Origin of the sequence: Nostoc sp. (assembly GCF_036917815.1) — a bacterium.
Classification (GTDB): Bacteria; Cyanobacteriota; Cyanobacteriia; order Cyanobacteriales; family Nostocaceae; genus Nostoc.
This window is the reverse complement of sequence record NZ_JBALEK010000063.1, coordinates 1-20,499: the sequence shown is the minus strand read 5'-3', so window position 1 is coordinate 20,499 and position 20,499 is coordinate 1. Positions and strand designations below refer to the sequence as shown.

The following is a 20,499-nucleotide window of genomic DNA, read 5'->3' as shown; positions in this document are numbered from 1 at the left end:
ACCAAGCAATGGCGGTTGCTGTCAATTACATTACCGAAGATGATGCCCTCGGTTGGTTCAATCACTGTGGTCTATTTACCTGAAAATTGCTGTAACTTGCATAATGAGGGCGGGCAAGATGCAATTGGTGTCAACTTAAGCCAAAACCCTTTTAAAACCTCGTTCCCAGCCAGAGACTGGGAACGAGACAATCTCTAAAAGCTGTTTATAGACTGACTTTGTTCTTGTGGTTGTCCTATCTGTGCCGTCAACTTTTCTTTATCTTGCCTGCGTTTTTTGGCATAAAGTTGAATAGTTACTGCCATAAAAACAATCATGGCGAAAATAGCCCAGGCTGCGATATCTGTAGGTAAATTATTCTTAAACACAGCTAGCAGAACGATCGCTACTAACATAACTGTGGGTGCTTCATTTAAAGCGCGTAATTGCTGACTATTCCAGCCACATTCATCTACTGCTAATTTCTTCATCAGTCGAGCGCAGTAATGATGATAGCCAATTAAAATGGCAACAAACAGCAGTTTGATATGTAACCAGCCCTCTTTTAAAATATCCGGTTCAGTACTTACTAAACCGATGGCCATTGCGATCGTTACGTACATTCCTGGATTAGTGATGATATGATAGAGCCGCTTTTCCATAATTTGATACTGGTTTTTCAGTATGGTTCGCGCTGGTTCCGGTTCAAGGTTCGCTTCAACGTGATAGATAAAAAGGCGTACTAGGTAAAACAAACCAGCGAACCAAACTACAAATCCGACAATATGAAATGCTTTAAACCATGAATAAGCCATGAATACTAATCTCCATAAGTGTGGTTGTGATCCCATCCATTTTTAGTGGTAACAAAAAGTTCACAAATGCAGACAGGGATAACATTTATAAGAATACAATTCAGAAGTCAGCAGTCAGAATTCAGCATAAATTCTGTATGACTGACGAATGAATAAACGGGCTTAATACGCCACTAAATCACAGATTTAGTGGTCTAGACTCACCACTAATTAATTCTGACTCCTGAATTATTCTTCAAGTGTGGGTTCATTTTTATAATATCGATTTTTGCCAGAGGTATATTGTCAATGAGTATCTTTACGACGCACAAAGGGTAAAAGGTCTTCTAAAATCGCCTCATGGTAATGTTCTTGAGGATAATGTCCGACGTTATTAAGTTTTATTAATTCGCTATTTGGTACGGAATTGACAAAATTTTGGGCAATGTCTACAGGTAACCAAGGGTCAATCATCCCCCATTGAATCAGAATTGGCTGTTGCCATTCTTTAAAGCCAGATTGGATTTCTGTCATTGCTGAATCAAGCTGTAAATTACGAATACTTGATAAGAGACTGCGACCAGATGCAGAAGTTTTCAAAAATGGTTTTCGATAAATATCTAAATCTTTATCTCCTATGCGATAACGGCTTCCACCTTCTAGTGTCCGATCAACTAATAGGGGATCTTGGGTCATGACTTCACCTGCTAAAGGTAAACCCATTTGCTTAATTTTCCAAGGTAATTTGGCAGCAGTTGAAATTGGTGTATTTAAAATAGCTAAATTGGCAATTTGTTCTGGATGACGCAAGGCATATTGTAGTCCTACAGAACCTAAAAAGCCTTGGACAACTAAAGAAAAATGTTCAAGTTCTAAAGCTTTGACAAATCCTTCTAAAGCTGTGATAAAAGCATCGGGAGTGTAAGCAAAATCTCGTTTTTCTGGTTTTGCAGAAAAGCCGTAACCAATCCAATCTGGTGCGATCGCTCTTGTCCCCTGATTTGCTAAAGCAGGTATAATATTACGCCAACTGTAACTTTGTGAAACTAAGCCGTGTAGCAACAACACAGGCGCTAAGTCAGTTCTACCGATTGGTAAAGATTCCCGATAAAACCATTCCAGTGAATCTACATTTATTTTATGTTCTGTTATTGACACGCTATTTTTTGATGGATTGGGCATTGGGCATTGGGCATTGGGCATGGGGCATTGGGCATTGGGCATTGGGTATTGGGCATTGGGCATTGGGCATTGGGTATTGGGCATTGGGCATTGGGCATTGTTTGTTATTCTTCTCCTGCTCCTCTCTCTGCTCCCCCTGCCTCGCCTGCCTCCCCTGCTCCCCCTGCTTCCCCTACTCCCTCATCCCCCCATTCCCTGAGCAATAATCATCTCACGAATTGCATAAGCTGTGGCGGGTGCTAATAAAACGCCGTTGCGATAGTGTCCGGTAGCTAGGAGGATGTTACTAAACCCTGGCAGCTTACCAATAACTGGGGCTGGTCGTCCTTCGGGGCGGGGACGTAACCCTGACCAAGTGCGGACAATGGTTGCTGTGGCTAATTCTGGGCAAAATGCGATCGCTTGTTCTCTAACAGATTCCAGTAGTTCTTGATTTGGCGGTATCTCATCGCCATTGCTGGGAAATTCTACTGTTGCGCCTACCCAATAATCTCCACCACCCACAGGAACAATATGGACATCGTTACCCGTTATCGCTGGCTGGAAGTCGGGATTACCTAATGGATGCCCTACACGCATTTGCAACGCTTGTCCAAGTACGGGGCGGATATCAATTATCTGATTTAATTTTGCCGTCAGTGGTGTTGAACCTAGCCCTGCTGCGATTACAAACCAATCTGCGGCTATTTTTCCTTCTGTAGTCTCAAGTTGATTGCAAAATTCAGGCGTTGAGGTTTGGGCATCCAAAACAGTCACGCCAAATTTGAAAGTTACACCATTTTGCTGGGCAGCCTCAACTAAAGCTAAGGTTAGGGCAATTGGATCAAGTTGACGGTCTTGGGGAGAATAGACAGCGCCAAGAATTTTTTCGTTATTAATTTGAGGGCAGATATTTTTGAGTTTAGCTGTGTCCCAAATTTCTAAATGCCAGCCTTGAGAGTGGCGAATTTCTACAAGTTTTTCCCATGCTGCTAAATTCTCCTCTTCCAAACCAAGACTGAGAATTCCCTGGCGATTAAAAGGAATTTTGCGACCTGTTAAAGCTTCTAGTTCAGGAATCAAAGTTTCATAGCGTTGGATGCTAGTTTGTCGCATCTGCCAAGCTTTGCCCTTGATTTTTTGGCTGATTACACCCATTAAAACGCCAAGTGCAGCGCCCGTGGAAGCTTGTGCTGGTGGTTGGCGATCGCAAACTGTGATTTTTAGCCCTTTTACTAAACTCAGTTGGTATGCGATCGCAGCCCCAACCACACCACAACCGATAATAACTACATGACTCATTGTTGTTTTGAAGCGGAGATGGAGGAGATGGGGGAGCAAGTGAACAATTTTTACTCTTCTTCATCCCCCTCAGCCCATCTTACCTCGCGCTTAACTTGCCTCTGTGCTGGTCTTAGGAAGCAGATCGAGGAATTTGTCAATGTCTGCGAAAGCAGCTTGGGATTGATTCAAGGCAATTAGAGGATTGCTAGCACTGGTAGCTTTATCAAGTTTAACCAGGTGGTTAAACAAATCTCGCGTTATTTGACGTGCTGTAGGTTGGTCTTTGGGTAGAAGGTTGGGAGTGACATAAGTCAAATTCAGCCTTGCTTCTGTTATGGGGCCATGTATAAAGTTACGCACATTGATCCAATCACCTTTTTTAATCAGGGTTTTCAACTCCTCTGAGCGATCGCGCACAGCCTGAATATCAGGAATGTATGCCTGAATTTTTTCAAGTTGTACTGCTGTGTAAGTTGGAGGTGCGATCGCAACACCAGGACTACCACAACTAATGAGGAATGTGGCCAATAATACTAGAAAAAATGAAAAAATTGAGCGTTGACGCACCATATATTCAACTATTTGTTTACCGATTCACAGTGTCATTTTAGATCGCCAGCGCAATTTATCGTTGTTGTCAGCTAAGGATTTTGCACAAAATCTTGATATTTTCTTCAAAGGGCAGAGTTTCATCTGCTTTTGAGGAATTTTTAAGTACAATTACTTAATAGGTGTTAGCCAGTCCCAACAAGAAGCAATTTTTGGCATCTGCTTAGTTACCTGGATTGTTAGTTCGATGAACCCGAAACGGAGAGGGAGGAGCAACGAAAAATTCAGCTTTTTGCTCCCCTCTCCGACACGGAGAGGGGCTGGGGGAGAGGTCAAATAAAACTTGTCGAACTCACGTTAACTGATATTGTTAGAAAAGCCTGATTTAGAGTTGCTAAATCTCAAAGGTCTTGATAAGCTGAAACACCAATGATAGAAGCCTTCTGGCGGTTGTTCTGTCTTCACATCCCCGAAGATGCCGACGCGATATAGGAGTGTTTTTTAGTGAACGCAGCTGAACAGGCAACGAACCTTGAACTCGCCAGCAACATTGCTACGGTAGTTAATTTGTTCAAATTCGAGTTTCCTGATGCCAAATCTGATCTCAAACCCTGGAAGAATGACCCGGAAACTAGGGAGTTAGTCGATCCAGATTCTATAGATATTGGCTTTCACTTTCCTGGTATCAGCAAATCTTGGCGAAGTCGTAGTATTTTAATTCAAATCCGATTTTATCAAGATCCCATCAATAATTACCGCCGGGCGATCGGTGTGGAGGTCGCTGGATTCGATCATCGCGGTGAAGCGTGGCGACTTTCTACGGTAGAAAACTGGAGTGTTGTCGGCGCATCTTCGCCTTCTGATGAAATTGAGAATAAGCTCAAACAGATTTGCCGGCAGATTTTAGAAGTTTTTAATAAACAAAGCGATTGAAGAAGAATTCACAAGTCAGGAATCAGAATCAAGAACGTGGGATATTCAGACCTGCCCTGATTGTTTTGCACCAAATCTACGATCTGATGGTGGTCTAAAAAGCAATACGCTTGGGTTAGCGCCAAAAACCTCTCACGGATGAGGTTGGGGAGCCAGCGCGGTCTTCTCCCAGAGGGAGAGGCTAGCGCCAAGGGAGAAGCATCTGGCGTTTGAGGAACGAAACTCAACATTTTCGGGGCTTTGTTGGGTTGCGCTTTGCTTAACCCAACCTACAATTTTCCTTAATTAAACTGTATTGGTCTAAAAAGAGTCTATAGCGGTTCTCGCTTGGGTGCAGTACAGTTTTGACCTCTCTCCTTTTAGGAGAGAGGCTTTAAGTCTTACTCCCCTTCCCTTGCAGGGAAGGGGCTGGGGGTTAGCTCTGTATTTCATGCAATTGAGAACTGCTATATTTCGTGAAACAACGCCACTGGTGGTTTGATGACATTATCACATTATTTAAACATTAATAAAACCTTAACTTTACTAATAATTTAAAAAACTAGACAGAAAATTATTTCCTAAATTTGAAATTCCATAACTCTGAAAGCCTTATAACAAGAGAGATTAACAATTATTGATAATCTGAATGATTGCTAAAACTGGGTAAAATCGTTCTGAATTTATTTTTGCTACATCAAAAGTGATTATAAAGATTTGATGAAGCAAGATTCAGTCTACTTGCGTTGCTTACGTTGTTATTGATTTAATCAAATTTGTGCTTCTTAATAAGCAGCGAAATCACGTAAAACCCACTCCAAGCATTTAATACCCGCGCATATTTGTAATCAATATCTGTGAATATATTTCCCTTCTGTCTCTTCAATGCTCTCAATGGGTTGATTCTTGGAGTCTTTGATAAATGCTAGGCGAGAGCCATTGCCAAAAGAAGTAGCCCTTGAATTCAGAATTTTTGCAGATTGCTGAAATTATAAGCCATTTTTCCAATTTAGTTACACACAATGAAGAAAACACTTTTTGGGGTATTGACGACGGCGATTGTTAGCAACACCCTGATTCCTGGTGTCCAAGCAATCAGTCTCGGAAATACAACTGCCCGCTTTAGTCATGTTCTGATTATTTCGATTGATGGATTGCACAACTCCGATCTATCAGTTGCTAATCTGCAATCTTCTTTGAAAAATATCAAGCGGTTGCAGATAGAAGGTGTGACATACACCAATGCTTTCACTTCTGCACCATCAGATTCATATCCTGGGGAGTTAAACTATATCACTGGTGCTAACCCCGGCACGACTGGTGTATTTTATGATCTTTCCTACAGTCGCGCTTTGTATGCCCCAGGCACGACTGCTGCCCAAATCGCCGCAGGAACCGCCAAACCAGGTACTGTAGTAACATTTGATGAAACCGTTGACGCTTCTTGGAATAATGGTAAGGGTGGCACCTTAGATGGCGGTCAGGGATTTGATAAAACCCAATTGCCAGTCGATCGCAATGGCAACCCTGTTTACCCCAACCAGTACCTGAAGGTAAACACCATTTTTGACGTAGCTAGTGCGGCAGGACTCCGTACTGCTTGGTCTGACAAGCATCCCGCCGCTTACACCATCCTCGCTGGAAATACACAAGACCCAACGAAGTTTAATTTGGCAACGGGTCGAGTCGGTAGCATTAGCGATTACTCTTCACTAGAAATTAACGCAGCAGTGGCGATTGATCCAACTAAGCCAGGACTTCTCCCCAGCACCCTTGGGGCTTTAGTCGATCAATCTACAGGTACTCCTTACTCCAACACCAACTCTAAAATCACATCCACTTTCTTTAGTGACGCGACAAAGGGTAATCCGGCTCTGTTTAAGGCTCCACCTGCTGGTTTTAGCGCCAGCCAGTTTACGAGTGTAGCAACAACCTCAACCTACGACGATATCAAGGTTAAACAGATATTAAACGAGATTGATGGATTGAACGATTCCGGCACTATAAAAGTAGGCACTCCGGCAATTTTTGGCTTGAATTTCCAAGCTGTGAGCGTCGGCGAGAAAGAGACTGCCTCTCAATTTAATGGTGGCGGAATTGACTCTAATGGCAATGCCCGTCCTGACCTCGTAAGTGCAGTAGCCCATACTGATGCCAGCATCGGTCTGATTTTAGATGAACTGAAAAAGAAAGGATTAGACAGTTCAACTTTAGTGATTTTGACCGCCAAACACGGGCAAAATCCCGTCCAAGACCCAACTGTTGGTTTGAGCAGTACATTTGATAGTGTTACTGGTGCTGCTGGTGGCGATGGAAACCTGACTGCTGTTGCCGCTCTCTTAGTAAGAAACGGCATCCAGGTTGCTTCTGAGCGAGGTCAGGATACTTCCTCACTGATCTTCTTGAAAAATCCGTCTGATGTCCGAAAAGCAGTAGCCCTGCTGAATTCCAAAAATTACTCATTTGATAATACGATTGATCCAAATACTGGGGTGGCGTTTTCAACTGAGGATGCTACTGCTCAGGGTCAGGTATTGTATGGTCAGAGCATCATTAATGCCGGATTGGGAGATCCAAGGACAAGCGAGCGCACCCCTGACATTATTGTTCCACTCAAAACTGGCTATTTCTTTGGTAACGCTACCAAGAAGCGTGCAGAGCATGGTGGATTTACTGATGCTGACACCCACGTAGCCCTGATTGTAGGTAGCACTGGATTTTCCCGCAATCTGCAAGGTAAAACTATCAGTCGAACTGTTTCTACCACCCAAATTGCTCCAACTACATTACAGGTTCTAGGTTTAAATCCTCAACGACTGCAAGGTGTTCAGATTGATAGAACCCAGACATTACCACTTAACGGTAGGTAGGGACTTGCAAATTGAAAAATACCGAATAGATCGAGAGCGCAGGGAGTACGAGGAATAAAAAACCACTAAATCAAGAAATTGATGTGGTATTTAACACATCAATTTATATTCAGGAGGCAGGAGGAACCCATCTTTAAAAACCTGACTTTTCACGTTATGTGGAAAAGTCCACCAAAAACCTAACCCCCTAACCTCCAACTCGTCGCGGGAAGGGGGAAAATTCAAAGTCTCTCTCCTAAAAGGAGAGAGAAATAGAAGTGAGGTTTTCCAGATGCCGTTCTTTTTTTGACTGGGCAATGATCCAGAACTAAAGTTTTCTTCCAACTGAGCCTCCTGCCTTTCTTTCTAATTCCCGCAGTTAGAGCGAATCGGTGTACCGCAAAGATCACAAAACTTGTATCTCCTCAATACTTCGGGATAAGCAATTATTCTGGTCGCCACGATCTACCGAAGGGGTGAAGAGAAGATTTGTCGCGGATACATAGTTGCAAAAAAAAGGATGATTCGAGTCTCAGAAAATCTGTTTACACAGCATATACAAACATCATGATACCAATTCAATACTTACAGTCTCCAGCAATTATATCTGACTACTCCTCGCCCATAGTTAAAATAGCTGATAATTTGAACGAGGATGATAAATGTTCTAATGCAAATCACCTGATTATCTCTGGCAGTACTTATGCGGGCACAGCTAAGACCGTAACTGTTGGTCAGACACTTCCGGGTGGGGGTATGGCGATCGCAAACGGCACTTATCCAGACGTTTTCAACAATGATACAGTTGATGGCAGCTTTGGCATCACTTCGCCAATTTTCCTCCAGGAGATTACTACTTGTGGCACAGATATCCGTACAATGTACGTTGATCCTAGTGTCATTACTACCAGTTTTCCGTCCAAATCGGAATTAGCCTTAAATCTCACACCCGACGGCAAAGGGCTGACTTTCATGGGTTACGTTAGCCCAATCAATCAGCTCGACGTGTCAAACTCTAACACGCCGGGAATTACCGAACCGGGCAACCCTGTGACAACGACTCCCACCTATAGGGCAGTAGCGCAAATCAACTTTGATGATGCACACTTTATCTCTCACGGTTTTTTCACCCCCAAGGTAACTACAACCAACGCATATCCTGGGAACAATGGTCGTGCAGGGATACTAGGTTCAAACGGCTTGTACTACACTGTAGGTAATGCTGGTAATGGCAACGGATCGCCATCCGTCACAGCTGCGGCAGGTGTGCAGATTGTCATTCCTGGTCAGAACGCGACTCCATCAACTCCTGGCACTAATCAGGTAGGATCGTTCAACATTACTCAATATGGCTACACAGCCGACAAGACTGCCAAAGACAATAATTTCCGAGGCGAGACTATTTTCAATAACACTTTGTATGTAACCAAAGGTAGTGGTAGCAACGGAATTAATACTGTATACCAGGTCGGTAACGCAGGTAGCTTACCAACCCTCGCCAATGCAGCTACTGCACCAATCACCATCCTGCCTGGCTTCCCCACAAACCTCGCTAAGACTGGCAAGAACGTGAATGGAACTGTCCAACCCATCTACTATCCTTTTGGTATTTGGTTTGCTAATCCAACCACGCTGTATGTTGCCGATGAGGGCGACGGTGTTGCTGCTGATGCCGCAACCAGCACTACCGCAGGTCTTCAGAAGTGGAGTTTGGTAAACGGCACCTGGAAATTGGACTACGTTTTGCAAAAAGGCTTGAATCTTGGTCAGCAATATCCCGTAGCTGGTTTACCTGCTGCTGACAATCCCGCAACAGATGGTCTTCGCAATCTTACGGGTCAAGTCAATCCTGATGGCACCGTCACATTGTATGCAGTAACTTCGACCATTAGCAGTAGCGGCGATCAAGGAGCAGATCCGAACGAAGTGGTTGCCATCACTGATAAACTTTCCTACACAACACCTGTGCAGTCTGCGTCTGAGCAGTTCCGCGCCATCCGTTCCCCTATCTCTGGTCAAGTGCTACGAGGTATATCTTTCGCCCCAACTAACAAGGAGAAATAGGAGTCTGGGGACTCCTTTAAAGGAGAACATTAACCTAACCTTGAGTATCGAAAAAAGGAAGGGATGGGTTGTATTCTCATCCCTTATGTAACTGTTTTCATTTATTAGATCCCCGACTTCTTCAAGAAGTCGGGGATCTAAATCTAGTTTCAGTACGTAACCCATCATCTAGGTTTTCGGTGCGTTAGCCTACGGCATAACACACCCTACGAAATTAAGAGGCTACCAATTACCTACAGGTTGAGCATTATGAGAAAACATTGAGGGATCAATTGAAATGCCTAACCCATCAGCTACACGCATACCATAGGAAACATCTGCCCTAAAAAAGTGGCAAAGTTGGCGCATTTGGATGTCCTGGCTTGCTTGAGAGAGACTACCGACAATATTTTTTGCCAGACGCTCTTGCTGTTCAGGAGTCAGTAATCGATACAGATCGCCCGCTTGCGTGTAATCATCGTTTCCTTCACGATGACTGTAACGATCAACTGTCACATCGCCCAAGTGGGTGGGTGGCTCTTTGTATGCTGGATTTTCTTTGGGCGTACCCTCAGCACTATTGGGTTCATAATTAGGAGCGCTACCGCCATTGTTGCCCAACGCCATGAAACCATCTCGCTGATTATGCATCACTGGACATTTGGGCTGGTTAACAGGTAGTTGCTGATAGTTACCACCCAAGCGATACCGTTGAGCATCTGGGTAAGAAAATAGGCGAGCTTGCAAAACTTTGTCGGGAGAGAAACTAACCCCAGGTACTACCGCACTAGGACTAAAAGCCGCTTGCTCAACTTCGGCGAAATAATTCTCAGGGTTCCGATTTAGCTCTAATATCCCAACTTCGATTAAGGGATATTCCCCTTGTTTCCAAACTTTTGTCAAGTCAAAGGGATTATCTCGATGTTTTGCTGCTTGTTCGTCAGTCATCACCTGAATACACAGCCGCCATTTAGGATAATCTTTTTTAGCGATCGCTTCAAACAAATCATGAGTCGCATGATCGGGATCTTCACCCTTAATCTTAGCCGATTCTTCCTCTGTCAAGGTTTGATGCCCTTGGAGAGTCTTAAAGTGAAATTTACACCAGACGCGATCGCCTTCAGCATTAATTAAACTAAAGGTGTGGCTACCAAAGCCATCCATGTGACGATAGGTTTTGGGAATTCCCCTGTCTGAAAACAGGATCGTCACTTGATGGAGCGATTCAGGACTGAGTGACCAGAAATCCCACTTTGCATTCTGATCTTTGCAATTAGTTTGGGGATTGCGCTTTTGGGTATGGATAAAATCAGGAAACTTGAGCGGGTCGCGGATGAAGAAAATAGGAGTATTATTACCTACGACATCCCAGTTACCCTCCTCAGTATAAAACTTCAGGGAAAAACCTCTAGGGTCACGCTCGGCATCTGCTGAACCCTTTTCTCCCCCGACTGTAGAAAAGCGCAGGAGAACTTCTGTTTTCTTGCCAATTTCAGAAAAAAGTTTAGCTTTAGTATAGCGGCTGATGTCATTGGTGACAGTAAAAGTGCCGTGAGCCGCAGCACCTTTAGCGTGGACAACTCTTTCAGGAATACGTTCTCTGTTGAAATGAGCCAACTTTTCTATGAGGTGGAAATCCTGTATTAATACAGGCCCACGCGCTCCTGCGGTGAGTGAGTTCTGGTTATCCGCAACAGGAATACCGTCAGCAGTTGTCAAGTTTTGGGGTTCAGTCATGGGTAAAGAAGCTCTCCATTAAGTTACTCAGATTGCCCACAGTACATTTTAGTCAGTAAATAGACAGATGCCAGAGGCAAATAATTCATAGTCATAACGAGTTCATATACAAAGCATACTCGATATGACTATGAATTACCACCAAGTTGTTTGATATTTTTGGGAGATATATGTATGCACATTTATGTATTTGTGTCAACTTAACTAGAATTATTCATCGGGTTTTTCAGTCAGAATATCCAACTGAATTCTGACGACTTTAGGGACTTCTAAGAAATAAATTATCCAAATAAACGAACCACAGAGACAATAGAGTTGCCAGTGCGCCCTTGCGGTTAAGAGACTTGTACCCCTCCGGGGATCTTGCTACGCGCAGCGTCTCCCCTTCTCCCAAAGGGAGAGGCTAGCGCCAAGGGAGAAGCAACTGGCGCAACACAGAGGAATAAGGAGGAGAGAGTTTTTTCGCCAGTTTTTTGAGTATTTTTTATTTGGAAGTCCCTTATTCTGTTTCGATAAAAATTCCTTTTCCCCACTCCCTACTCCTGATTCAAATGTTTGAGAATTAACGAGCAAACATCTGTCGCCTGAATTCGATTTTCATCAACTAGGTGAGTTTGATGGGTGATAAATAGAGGTCCTTCATCAACAGAAGTGGTAATGTTACCGTGAGAGCCACGCACCAGAGAACTATCCAGAGGAATCACATCCATGAGGTAGCGGAAACCTAGTTGTTTCTTAAGTAACTTGAGAGCAATTTTCCCTTGAGGAAATTTTATTTGCGGATCGAGGAAAAGTTCTACAGGATCGTAACCAGGTTTGCGGTGAATATCTACAGTTTTGGCAAAATCAGGGGCTTTCGCATCATCGAGCCAATAATAATAGGTAAACCAAGCGTCAGATTGAGCGATCGCTACCAAGTCTCCCGATCTAGGATGATCAAGGTGGTGGGCTTGCTTACCCTGTTCATCCAATACCTGGGCTACACCTTCAGTCGCTTCTAAAAGCGATCGCACTTTCGGGATATACGTCGGATCGTTCACATAAACATGAGCAATTTGGTGATCGGCAACAGCAAAGGCAATGCTAGCACCAAAATCGAGTAGTTCTCGCCCCAATTCTTCTCGCACAGCAATTAAACTATTTTCCCGTAATACACGGTTCAAATCCACAGCTTTAGAAACTGGAGTAATGCCATACTCAGAAAGAATAACTATCTGAATATTACGTGCTTGATAATATTCAATTAAATCGCCACAAACAGCATCAATTTCTCGCAAATCGGCTTGAATCTGTGTTTCGTTGTTACCAAATTTTTGCAGACAGTAATCTAAATGTGGCAGATAAATTAGTGATAATGTAGGGCTATAACGTTCCTCAATCCATTTTGCGGAATTGGCAATCCATTGGCTAGAACTAATGGAAGTTTTTGGCCCCCAGAAATCGAAGAGAGGGAAATTTCCTAAATCAGATTGAATTTGCGATCGCACATCAGCAGGATGGGTATAAATATCAGGTAACTTTCTCCCATCTGCGGGATACATTGGGCGCGGCGTAATGCTATAATCTGCTGTAGAGTACATATTGTACCACCAAAAAAGGTTGGCACAAGTGAAGTTTGGATCAATTGATTTAGCTATTTCCCAAACTTTGGGGGCCTGTACTAGTTTATTAGATTGCCGCCAAAATTTCACTTCGCATTCATCACGGAAGTACCAACCATTAGCGACAATTCCATGTTCATCAGGCAATTTTCCTGTTAAATAAGTAGCTTGAACTGAACAAGTTACAGCAGGTAGAACTTTTTGAATGGGAACCACTTGTCCAATAGCCGCCCAAGAAGATAAAAACGGCGTATTTTCTCCTAGTAAGCTAGGGGTTAATCCCACAACATTTAGAATAACTGTTTTTTTCATAAACTTAGTTCGTTCTTAATTGGCGGCTAATTCTTTTAATACCCACTCATATTCCCTCTGAATAGAAGTCAGCAAATCTATCTTCATTTCTGATGGCAGTACATCCCAAGTGTAAGTCTCAATTTCTAAATATTGGCAAGCATTGTTTGTCTGAAGTAGATGTAAAACAGTAGCAATATCATCTTGCGTAGACTGCAAAATTTGATAATCATGAATAAAAATTGGTACATGAAAATGAGTTCGCCATTCTTCAGCTAAAGATTGCTCTAAATGTGGTAATGCAGTTATTAAGTCAGGATAGTGATGAAGTGTACCATCGCTACGACGTTCTATTACTTGGTGAAGATAGGTAGATTCTGCAAAAGGACGTAAGCGTTCAACAATCAAACTACGTTTTTCAACTTCAGCAGGTATTTTTACTTGAATGGCGGCGCTGATTTGAATTTTACCAATCTTAATTCCTGACGATTGCAAACGCGTAAATACAGAATTTGGCTGCTCATATTCAACTGAAAAATGGCAGGTATCATAGCAAACCCGAACGTGTTCTAGCAATTTAATCTCTGCTAAACTCTGCTCAATATTTAATTTTTCTGATAAGTAATTACCACCGATTGGCAATAACCAATTTTGATAGAAATCAATGATTTCTGAGGTATTTTCAATTAAACCATCAGGCTCAGGCTCTAAATCAATATGTAATATCTTTCCTGTCTCTTCGCTGATGCGAATCATTTCTACAACAACCAATGCTATATTCAAACAACTCTTTTTCAAAACTCTCTCGAAAGGTACTTGGTATTTTACCCACCAAGGTTTATAAGATAATGGTAGTGTAGAAATTCCGCCATCAAGTCCTTCTGGTAACAGAGTAGCTAAAATTTCTACCAAGTTTAATGTATAATTGACACGTTCTTGTGTACACCAATCTGGTGCATAAACTTGGTCTTTTACTACCTGTCGATGAAATCCGCCATAGGGGAATCCATTTAAGGTGAAAACATATAAATCTTGTTGAGTTAGCCAATCTTGGAATTGAGCCAAGTTATTATTTTGTAAAAGTTCTTTGGCTGCAACATCTGCTAACCTCAAGCCAATACCAAAAGCTTCTGTAGGCGACAAACGTAATTTGAGTTCGGTAATATACTTTTCTAAATTGGCGAAAACCTCTAACCAACTTTCACCAGGATGAATATTGCTGCAATAAGTTAAGTGAAAATTATTGTTTGTTGTAATTTTCATTTTCTAGCTCTATCACCTGTATATGTAATCTATTTTCTTTGGCTTAAACTATTTCACAAAATACTTATTACACATCCAGTAGGGATGCACAAATTTGCGCCCTTACCGGATTTGTACATTAAAATTTAAGTAACTGCAAATAGTTGTGCTAATTTCATCGAAATTGGTAGCAAAATTAGAACTAATAAGCCGTAATACAAACCAGCAAAACCAGATGCAATGCTTGCATCTAAGACTATTAGAGACAAAACGCCTATTTTCACAGCATTTCGGATATTTTCGGCTATCGGTTCACGCGCAGCTTTGATAAAATTAGGTAAGACTCTGATAGCTAATAAAAGAGCAAATGGTAATGCTGCGATCGCTGTATACTCTCCTAATAATCCTAAAGCTAAAACTGTCGTCAAAACTATTGCAATTAGCAGTAGTGCTAGTACTCCCGTAATCTTGTTACCACCGTGAACTTCACCCTGACTAATTGCGGTGATCGCAGCAATATAACAAACAGGAATTAGTGCTAAATACCAACGTTCTCCTATTATTGCTGGTACAGCACTTACACCTAATAATAAGTTACTACCACGACACAAACCCATATTTAAAGGGCCAAAAAAAGGATGATGTTTGGCGAGTGAGTCATATAGGAGACATGAAAGAGTGATAAAAATAGCGATCGCACCACTCAACAACGATACTTGAAAAGCAGCTATAATCGCGATTGTAAACAGTATACTCCCCAATAAGGCAGCATTTTGACGAGATACGCGACCACTAGGAATTGCTCTATTTGGTCGCTCTTTTGCGTCTAATTCCGCATCGAAAACATCATTAAAAACTATACCCCCGCCGTATAAACCAGTTGTAGCCAATAACAACCAAGCTAATGGAATTACTATGGCAAAAGTTGCTTCACCATTGATTAATTTAGTAAAAATAATCCCAGAGCCAGAAGCAGCAAAACCAACAAGAATATCCGCCCAAGCAGTAACAATATTAGCAGGACGCATCAATTCCAGATAACCCCGCCAGCCTGGAAAATTTAATCTTGCAACATTCACTTATCTACCTCCGTTCCTAGTAATTTTTGGGATGATATTGACAAGTCCAAGATGAAAATATCTTTTGCAATGCCCAATGCCCAATCCTCAATGTCCCTTGGCAATTTTCTACTCAATCAACACATAATCTGAAACTGATTTGATTCCTGGTTCCTGTCCCCGCAACACAGAATTACCACTGAATAACTGACGTTGATCAACAGATTGGGGATTGAGCCAATCTGATGCTTGCATCTGCCCAGTTTGACTGTAAGCAGCTAGGGCATTTTCATAACAAACTGCTCGGACATGTTCTTCAGGAATCCCCCTATCTAACATCAACTGAGCCGTTTTCGGGACTGCCAAAGGATCGCTAATACCCCAATCAGCACTACTATCTACAATGATGCGAGCGCATCCATATTTGCGGACAACTTCTACCATTCTGGCGTTACCCATCTTCGTTTGTGGGTAAATCGTGAAAGCCGCCCAAAAACCGCGTCCTAATACTTCTTCAACGGTTTCCTCGTTATTGTGATCAATAACTACTTGTGAAGGATCTAAGCCATATTCAATACAGCGATCCATACTCCGACTAGCACCCGCCTTCTTATTACGATGGGGCGTATGAATTAGTACCAACATATCGAGTTCTTTAGCTAATTCTAACTGTTGACAAAAGTACTTATCTTCTACTTCTGTCATATCGTCATAGCCAATTTCACCAATGGCAACAACTCCTTCTTTACAGGCATAAAGTGGTAGCAGTTCCATAACTTCAGCAGCTAGTGCCTCGTTGTTAGCTTCTTTCGGATTTAGTCCGATTGTGCAGTAGTGCTGGATGCCAAACTGACTAGCACGAAACCGTTCCCAGCCAACAAGACTACTGAAGTAGTCTTTAAATGTGCCGGCATTGGTTCGAGGTTGTCCTAACCAAAAGGCTGGTTCAATGACAGCGACAATACCATATTCCCGCATGACTAAGTAATCGTAGGTAGTACGGGAACACATGTGAATGTGAGGATCGATAAACATCATGGTTTTAATGATTGGGCACTTGTACTGAGCGTACCCCTCCGGGGATCTTGCTACGCGTAGCGTCTCCAAGAGAAGCCGAAGTATTGGGAATTGGGCATAGGGCATTGGGCAATAAATAATTAATAGTTCTTCTCCCCCTACCTCCCCTGCTCTCCCTACTCCCCACTCCCTTTATTTGCACCTAAAACTGCTCCAAGTCAGATTACCTTGTTGAATGGATGAGTGTAAATCTGGGTAACGAGAAAGCAATGCTTGTGCTTCGGGTAAAGCTGACTCAGCACAAGCTAACGCTGCTGCTTTTTGCTCGTCTATAGCCCCATTCGCCAGTACTTTTTCCAAATCTGTGATGATTGCGTTATCGGCAAACCGCCCTACACATCGCCAAAGTTCTGGCGTAACTGATCGTTTAGCTGCCCAACGTTCATGGGCATAGTCTACCAACATCTTCGCCAATTCTGGGTTAGCACGCCGATCCAAACCCGAAATTAGATGCAATGGACTGCCGACAAACACAGCCTTCAGCACCATCTGATTCCAAGCAGCATTATCTAAATAATTCGCTGGATATGGGTTACGTAGGGCTATAGCTTGAAATACGTTACTCATATTGCTGCGAATTCCCTCAGCAGTACGGTGGCGATGTAACTCTGGATGTGGTACGAACGGAAAACTTTGATAAAGGACAACTAACTCCCCCATATCGGCAGTGGAGAAGACTTGATCGAGAGTTTTTAAATACTCCTGGGCATCATCGTGGGGCAAAGCTAAAAGCAAGAGTGTGCGGCCTGCTTGATCTACACTCCAATGATCAGGATGCCAACCGGGAATCACATCCTCTGCTGCTTCCAAATCCTGGAATGTTAGCTGCAAATCCTGTTTACCTAGATAACGCGGCACAGCGCTAAAAGCCGTAAAAAACAATCGTTCAGCAGCGCCGCTAGCAATCTGTGTCTGTTTCTGTTCTAGCCAAACAAAAGCTTTCTCAGAAACAGACTTTAACAGCCAGTGATACAGTAACTTATTTACTTTACTCATGATGAATTCAGCAGAAGTTGCCAAACCTTTTTTGTGACAACCAAGTATAAAATCTACCACTAAACTTGATACTTTGGAATTGAAGCAGTTAAATAATCTAATACTGAAATCATAACTTCACTGAATCTATAAAAATCTCCCGACTTTCAACAAGATATTGTAAAGATACTATTTAGATTAGATAAATCCTAAAATTATCTTCCGGAAAATAATTAAGATCCTATGTAATAATGTTCTCTATTGCCGACCTCAGATATAAAGTCTAGGCATCACTAAAAATTTTAATCTCATGTTATTTTGAGCTTTACCAAGTAGATAAAGACACTTTAAAACTATGATTAATTTAGTAGATAGACTTATTTACTAAATCATCTCAATATTGAACTTTTAAATAGATTTATCCTATTCATTTTATTGTCAATTAAACTTGCAATACCGCATCTATTTACAGTTACTTAAAAATCAATAATATTCCAATGGCTATTCAACAAAAAACTGCTCTTAGTCTACAACCAATTAATCAATGTGTCCGTGTGACCTTTAATTATGATGTTCACTTCACTAGAGGTCTGTTTCAGTTAGACAATCCTTTACTCGCCCAAGTGATTGCCGCAGATGGGGAGACAACCCCAAAAAAAGTACTATTAGTGGTAGATGGAGGATTTTTACAATCCCAGAATGGGCTGCTAAAAAAATTATCTATCTATGCCCAATATTATGAAAATGTACTAACACTGAGCGGTGAGGCGATAGTAGTTCCGGGTGGAGAAGCAGTCAAGAACGATTCTCGATTTATAGAGCAAATTCATCAGCAGATCAATGGATCTGGATTGTGCCGTCACTCCTACGTCTTAGCAATTGGAGGTGGAGCCGTTCTAGACATGGCAGGATATGCAGCAACAACGGCTCACCGAGGAATTCGGCTGCTACGAGTACCGACAACAGTATTAGGGCAAAACGATTCGGGTGTAGGGGTAAAAAACGGAATCAATGCCTTCGGCAAGAAAAACTTTTTGGGTACGTTCATGCCACCTTATGCTGTCTTGAATGACTTTGATTTTCTCACTAGTCTTGACGATCGAGATTGGCGATCGGGCATTGCAGAAGCGGTGAAAGTAGCGCTGATTAAAGATGCAGATTTCTTCGATTTCATTATGACTAATGCCGATAAATTAGCTAATCGAGACATGGACATAATGGAAAAGCTGATCTATCGTTGTTCTCAGTTGCACTTAGAGCATATTGCTGGTAGCGGCGATCCCTTTGAAATGGGTTCATCGCGTCCTTTAGATTTTGGACACTGGGCTGCTCACAAACTAGAGCATTTAACTAATTACAGCCTACGTCATGGTGAAGCTGTAGCGATCGGCATTGCTTTAGATACCACCTATTCATATTTAATCGGGCAACTCTTACAATCAGAGTGGCAAAGTGTTCTAAGTACACTTAAAAAAATAGGCTTTAGTTTGTACGTATCAGCACTGACAGAGCAATTAGATCAACTAGACCATCCGCATTGTTTATTTAAGGGGCTTACCGAGTTTCGTGAACACTTGGGAGGAAAATTAACAATTACCCTTCTACAAGGAATTGGAAAAGGAATAGAAGTTAACCACGTGGATTTGTCTTTGTATAGAGATGCTATTTTGATGCTGCAAGATTGGGAAGTTTTGCATTAATTCTCTTTTGGATGCAATCAGTCAGCATAAGTGATGTCTAACGACAAGCCGCTACACTAAAAGGTGCTTGTTAATGCACAAATTTACACTTGGATGATTTATGCACCCAGAAACGCAAGAACTTATTAGTCGGCTTAGAAATTATGCAGAGAATCGTCATCCGTTTGTCTGGAATACAGAGAATAGCGGAGAACTGAATTGCTGGAATTTATTATTGTCAGAAGGCTTTGTTCAAACTACTGATTTAAATCAAGCTATCGCAACATGGAAAGGGATAGCACGTCGGGGGATGCCAACAGACCCAAAAGAGTATCCTGGATATAAGTACGCCTCTTCTCGGCGTGAGCGCAAAGGTGATTCCTGGAGTCCTTATTTGCAATCAGAGCAAAACCAGTACTACAATGCATACTGAACATGGAGATTGGGTTAGTTTGAAGTATTCGAGTTACATGGATTACAACCCTTAATAGCAGCCCAATAACTAAATTTAGTATAGCTTGAGATGAAGTCTGCTAAGTGTCCCATTTCGTGCAGAATGATCGCTAAATTATTTTGATAAAAGTGAGATGTTCTTAAACTACGCCCAATTGCGATTCTTTTATGCAAATATATTGCTTAATTTTTCAGGCGATCGCTACTTCGTGGTTCGGAATTGCAAAATACTTTTTAGTTCCTCTTCTTCTTCCTTGAGAACGTGGTAAAGTTCTCAATTTTTATACTAAATTAAAGTTATCGTGAACTAAAAAAGTTATGATGTCCTCGCTTCCCGTCAACGACGCCCAAAATAATTTGCAACAGATCATAGACCAAGTTGCAGAGCAGGGTAAACCTGTGATCATTCGAGGCGATCGCGGTAATGCAATTCTGCTTGCGGAAAAAGATTGGTCTGCAATTCAGGAGACTCTTTACTTATTATCTATCCCTGGAATGCGAGAATCTATAAAAGAAGGACTAGGAACCCCGATCCAAGAATGTGATGAGGAGTTGGATTGGTGAGTCAACAAGCTTCTGAGGAGCCACTTGCAAACTCCGAAGGAGCGAGTTGGAGGTTGATTTACACAAAACAAGCGCAAAAAGACGCGAAGAAATTAGCTTCTAGTAACTTCAAGGAAAAGGCCGAGGAATTACTCGCAGTCCTTGAAGAAAATCCTTATGAACTACCTCTAGCTAGCTTCGCTTGAGCTAGAGGTTTCTACATCCTCTAGCCTGTCTTTAGCGAAATTACTTTGAGATTTTTGACGCTTCAC

The 20,499-nt window shown here is 42.1% G+C and carries 18 protein-coding genes; 8 read left to right on the top strand and 10 right to left on the bottom strand.

The genetic code is table 11. From position 1 onward, the window contains the following. Window positions 1-198 (top strand): hypothetical protein (locus V7K97_RS19735; RefSeq protein WP_334802697.1); only part of this gene is annotated, 198 nt, incomplete at its 5' end. On the opposite strand, the gene hemJ is transcribed toward V7K97_RS19735, so the two are convergent. The 4 genes from hemJ to psbQ form a co-directional block, all read right to left on the bottom strand. After that, a complete protein-coding gene (gene hemJ / locus V7K97_RS19730; protein WP_334802696.1) occupies window positions 195-794 on the bottom strand; it encodes a protoporphyrinogen oxidase HemJ in 600 nt (199 codons plus the stop codon). The genes V7K97_RS19735 and hemJ overlap by 4 nt on opposite strands. A 285-nt stretch (window positions 795-1,079) precedes the next feature. Then, the gene (locus V7K97_RS19725; protein WP_334802699.1) at window positions 1,080-1,931 is read right to left on the bottom strand and encodes an alpha/beta fold hydrolase; all 852 of its coding nucleotides are present in this window, start codon (window positions 1,929-1,931) and stop codon (window positions 1,080-1,082) included. 204 nt (window positions 1,932-2,135) lie between these two features. Continuing rightward, a complete protein-coding gene (locus tag V7K97_RS19720) occupies window positions 2,136-3,236 on the bottom strand; it encodes an NAD(P)/FAD-dependent oxidoreductase (protein WP_334802695.1) in 1,101 nt (366 codons plus the stop codon). A 90-nt stretch (window positions 3,237-3,326) separates the two neighbouring features. Next, window positions 3,327-3,788 (bottom strand): photosystem II protein PsbQ, encoded by a 462-nt coding sequence (gene psbQ / locus V7K97_RS19715; RefSeq protein WP_334802694.1) that lies wholly within the window; start codon window positions 3,786-3,788, stop codon window positions 3,327-3,329. A 483-nt stretch (window positions 3,789-4,271) separates the two neighbouring features. Between psbQ and V7K97_RS19710 the strand changes: the two genes are divergently transcribed. From V7K97_RS19710 to V7K97_RS19700, 3 genes are all read left to right on the top strand, one after another. After that, the gene (locus V7K97_RS19710) at window positions 4,272-4,700 is read left to right on the top strand and encodes a hypothetical protein (RefSeq protein WP_334802693.1); all 429 of its coding nucleotides are present in this window, start codon (window positions 4,272-4,274) and stop codon (window positions 4,698-4,700) included. 1,001 nt (window positions 4,701-5,701) lie between these two features. Next, a complete protein-coding gene (locus tag V7K97_RS19705; protein ID WP_334802692.1) occupies window positions 5,702-7,549 on the top strand; it encodes an alkaline phosphatase family protein in 1,848 nt (615 codons plus the stop codon). A 546-nt stretch (window positions 7,550-8,095) separates the two neighbouring features. Next, window positions 8,096-9,592 carry a hypothetical protein gene (locus V7K97_RS19700; RefSeq protein WP_334802691.1) on the top strand — a complete coding sequence of 499 codons (1,497 nt, stop codon included), beginning with the start codon at window positions 8,096-8,098 and terminating at the stop codon, window positions 9,590-9,592. Between the two features lie 222 nt (window positions 9,593-9,814). On the opposite strand, the gene V7K97_RS19695 is transcribed toward V7K97_RS19700, so the two are convergent. From V7K97_RS19695 to V7K97_RS19670, 6 genes are all read right to left on the bottom strand, one after another. Next, the gene (locus V7K97_RS19695; RefSeq protein ID WP_334802690.1) at window positions 9,815-11,308 is read right to left on the bottom strand and encodes a catalase; all 1,494 of its coding nucleotides are present in this window, start codon (window positions 11,306-11,308) and stop codon (window positions 9,815-9,817) included. A gap of 536 nt (window positions 11,309-11,844) precedes the next feature. Next, window positions 11,845-13,221, bottom strand: a complete 1,377-nt coding sequence (locus V7K97_RS19690) for an alkaline phosphatase family protein (protein WP_334802689.1) — start codon at window positions 13,219-13,221, stop codon at window positions 11,845-11,847. Window positions 13,222-13,236: 15 nt separating this feature from the next. After that, window positions 13,237-14,463: a metabolite traffic protein EboE gene (gene eboE, locus V7K97_RS19685; protein WP_334802688.1), complete on the bottom strand. Its 1,227-nt coding sequence runs from the start codon at window positions 14,461-14,463 to the stop codon at window positions 13,237-13,239. Between the two features lie 125 nt (window positions 14,464-14,588). Continuing rightward, complete coding sequence (eboC, locus tag V7K97_RS19680) at window positions 14,589-15,521, bottom strand: UbiA-like protein EboC (protein ID WP_442936877.1); 933 nt, start codon at window positions 15,519-15,521, stop codon at window positions 14,589-14,591. A 108-nt stretch (window positions 15,522-15,629) separates the two neighbouring features. After that, window positions 15,630-16,538 (bottom strand): TatD family hydrolase, encoded by a 909-nt coding sequence (locus V7K97_RS19675; RefSeq protein ID WP_334802687.1) that lies wholly within the window; start codon window positions 16,536-16,538, stop codon window positions 15,630-15,632. Window positions 16,539-16,709: 171 nt separating this feature from the next. Next, complete coding sequence (locus V7K97_RS19670) at window positions 16,710-17,573, bottom strand: EboA family metabolite traffic protein (RefSeq protein WP_334802686.1); 864 nt, start codon at window positions 17,571-17,573, stop codon at window positions 16,710-16,712. Between the two features lie 476 nt (window positions 17,574-18,049). Between V7K97_RS19670 and V7K97_RS19665 the strand changes: the two genes are divergently transcribed. From V7K97_RS19665 to V7K97_RS19650, 4 genes are all read left to right on the top strand, one after another. Beyond that, window positions 18,050-19,252, top strand: a complete 1,203-nt coding sequence (locus V7K97_RS19665; protein ID WP_334802685.1) for a 3-dehydroquinate synthase — start codon at window positions 18,050-18,052, stop codon at window positions 19,250-19,252. A 100-nt stretch (window positions 19,253-19,352) separates the two neighbouring features. Beyond that, on the top strand, window positions 19,353-19,664 hold the full coding sequence (locus V7K97_RS19660) for a hypothetical protein (protein WP_334802684.1): 312 nt from the start codon (window positions 19,353-19,355) through the stop codon (window positions 19,662-19,664). A gap of 338 nt (window positions 19,665-20,002) precedes the next feature. Continuing rightward, window positions 20,003-20,248, top strand: coding sequence for a type II toxin-antitoxin system Phd/YefM family antitoxin (locus V7K97_RS19655; protein ID WP_334802683.1), 246 nt, complete (start codon window positions 20,003-20,005; stop codon window positions 20,246-20,248). Then, window positions 20,245-20,433, top strand: a complete 189-nt coding sequence (locus V7K97_RS19650) for a type II toxin-antitoxin system RelE family toxin (protein WP_334802682.1) — start codon at window positions 20,245-20,247, stop codon at window positions 20,431-20,433. The genes V7K97_RS19655 and V7K97_RS19650 overlap by 4 nt, the downstream gene beginning before the upstream one ends. Window positions 20,434-20,499 lie beyond the last annotated feature (66 nt).

Coding starts and splice junctions, on each gene's coding strand:
- hemJ (WP_334802696.1), bottom strand. CDS start 794: ATGGCTTATTCATGGTTTAAAGCATTTCATATTGTCGGATTTGTAGTT.
- V7K97_RS19720 (WP_334802695.1), bottom strand. CDS start 3,236: ATGAGTCATGTAGTTATTATCGGTTGTGGTGTGGTTGGGGCTGCGATC.
- psbQ (WP_334802694.1), bottom strand. CDS start 3,788: ATGGTGCGTCAACGCTCAATTTTTTCATTTTTTCTAGTATTATTGGCC.
- V7K97_RS19705 (WP_334802692.1), top strand. CDS start 5,702: ATGAAGAAAACACTTTTTGGGGTATTGACGACGGCGATTGTTAGCAAC.
- V7K97_RS19700 (WP_334802691.1), top strand. CDS start 8,096: ATGATACCAATTCAATACTTACAGTCTCCAGCAATTATATCTGACTAC.
- V7K97_RS19695 (WP_334802690.1), bottom strand. CDS start 11,308: ATGACTGAACCCCAAAACTTGACAACTGCTGACGGTATTCCTGTTGCG.
- V7K97_RS19690 (WP_334802689.1), bottom strand. CDS start 13,221: ATGAAAAAAACAGTTATTCTAAATGTTGTGGGATTAACCCCTAGCTTA.
- eboE (WP_334802688.1), bottom strand. CDS start 14,463: ATGAAAATTACAACAAACAATAATTTTCACTTAACTTATTGCAGCAAT.
- V7K97_RS19675 (WP_334802687.1), bottom strand. CDS start 16,538: ATGATGTTTATCGATCCTCACATTCACATGTGTTCCCGTACTACCTAC.
- V7K97_RS19670 (WP_334802686.1), bottom strand. CDS start 17,573: ATGAGTAAAGTAAATAAGTTACTGTATCACTGGCTGTTAAAGTCTGTT.
- V7K97_RS19665 (WP_334802685.1), top strand. CDS start 18,050: ATGGCTATTCAACAAAAAACTGCTCTTAGTCTACAACCAATTAATCAA.
- V7K97_RS19660 (WP_334802684.1), top strand. CDS start 19,353: ATGCACCCAGAAACGCAAGAACTTATTAGTCGGCTTAGAAATTATGCA.
- V7K97_RS19655 (WP_334802683.1), top strand. CDS start 20,003: ATGATGTCCTCGCTTCCCGTCAACGACGCCCAAAATAATTTGCAACAG.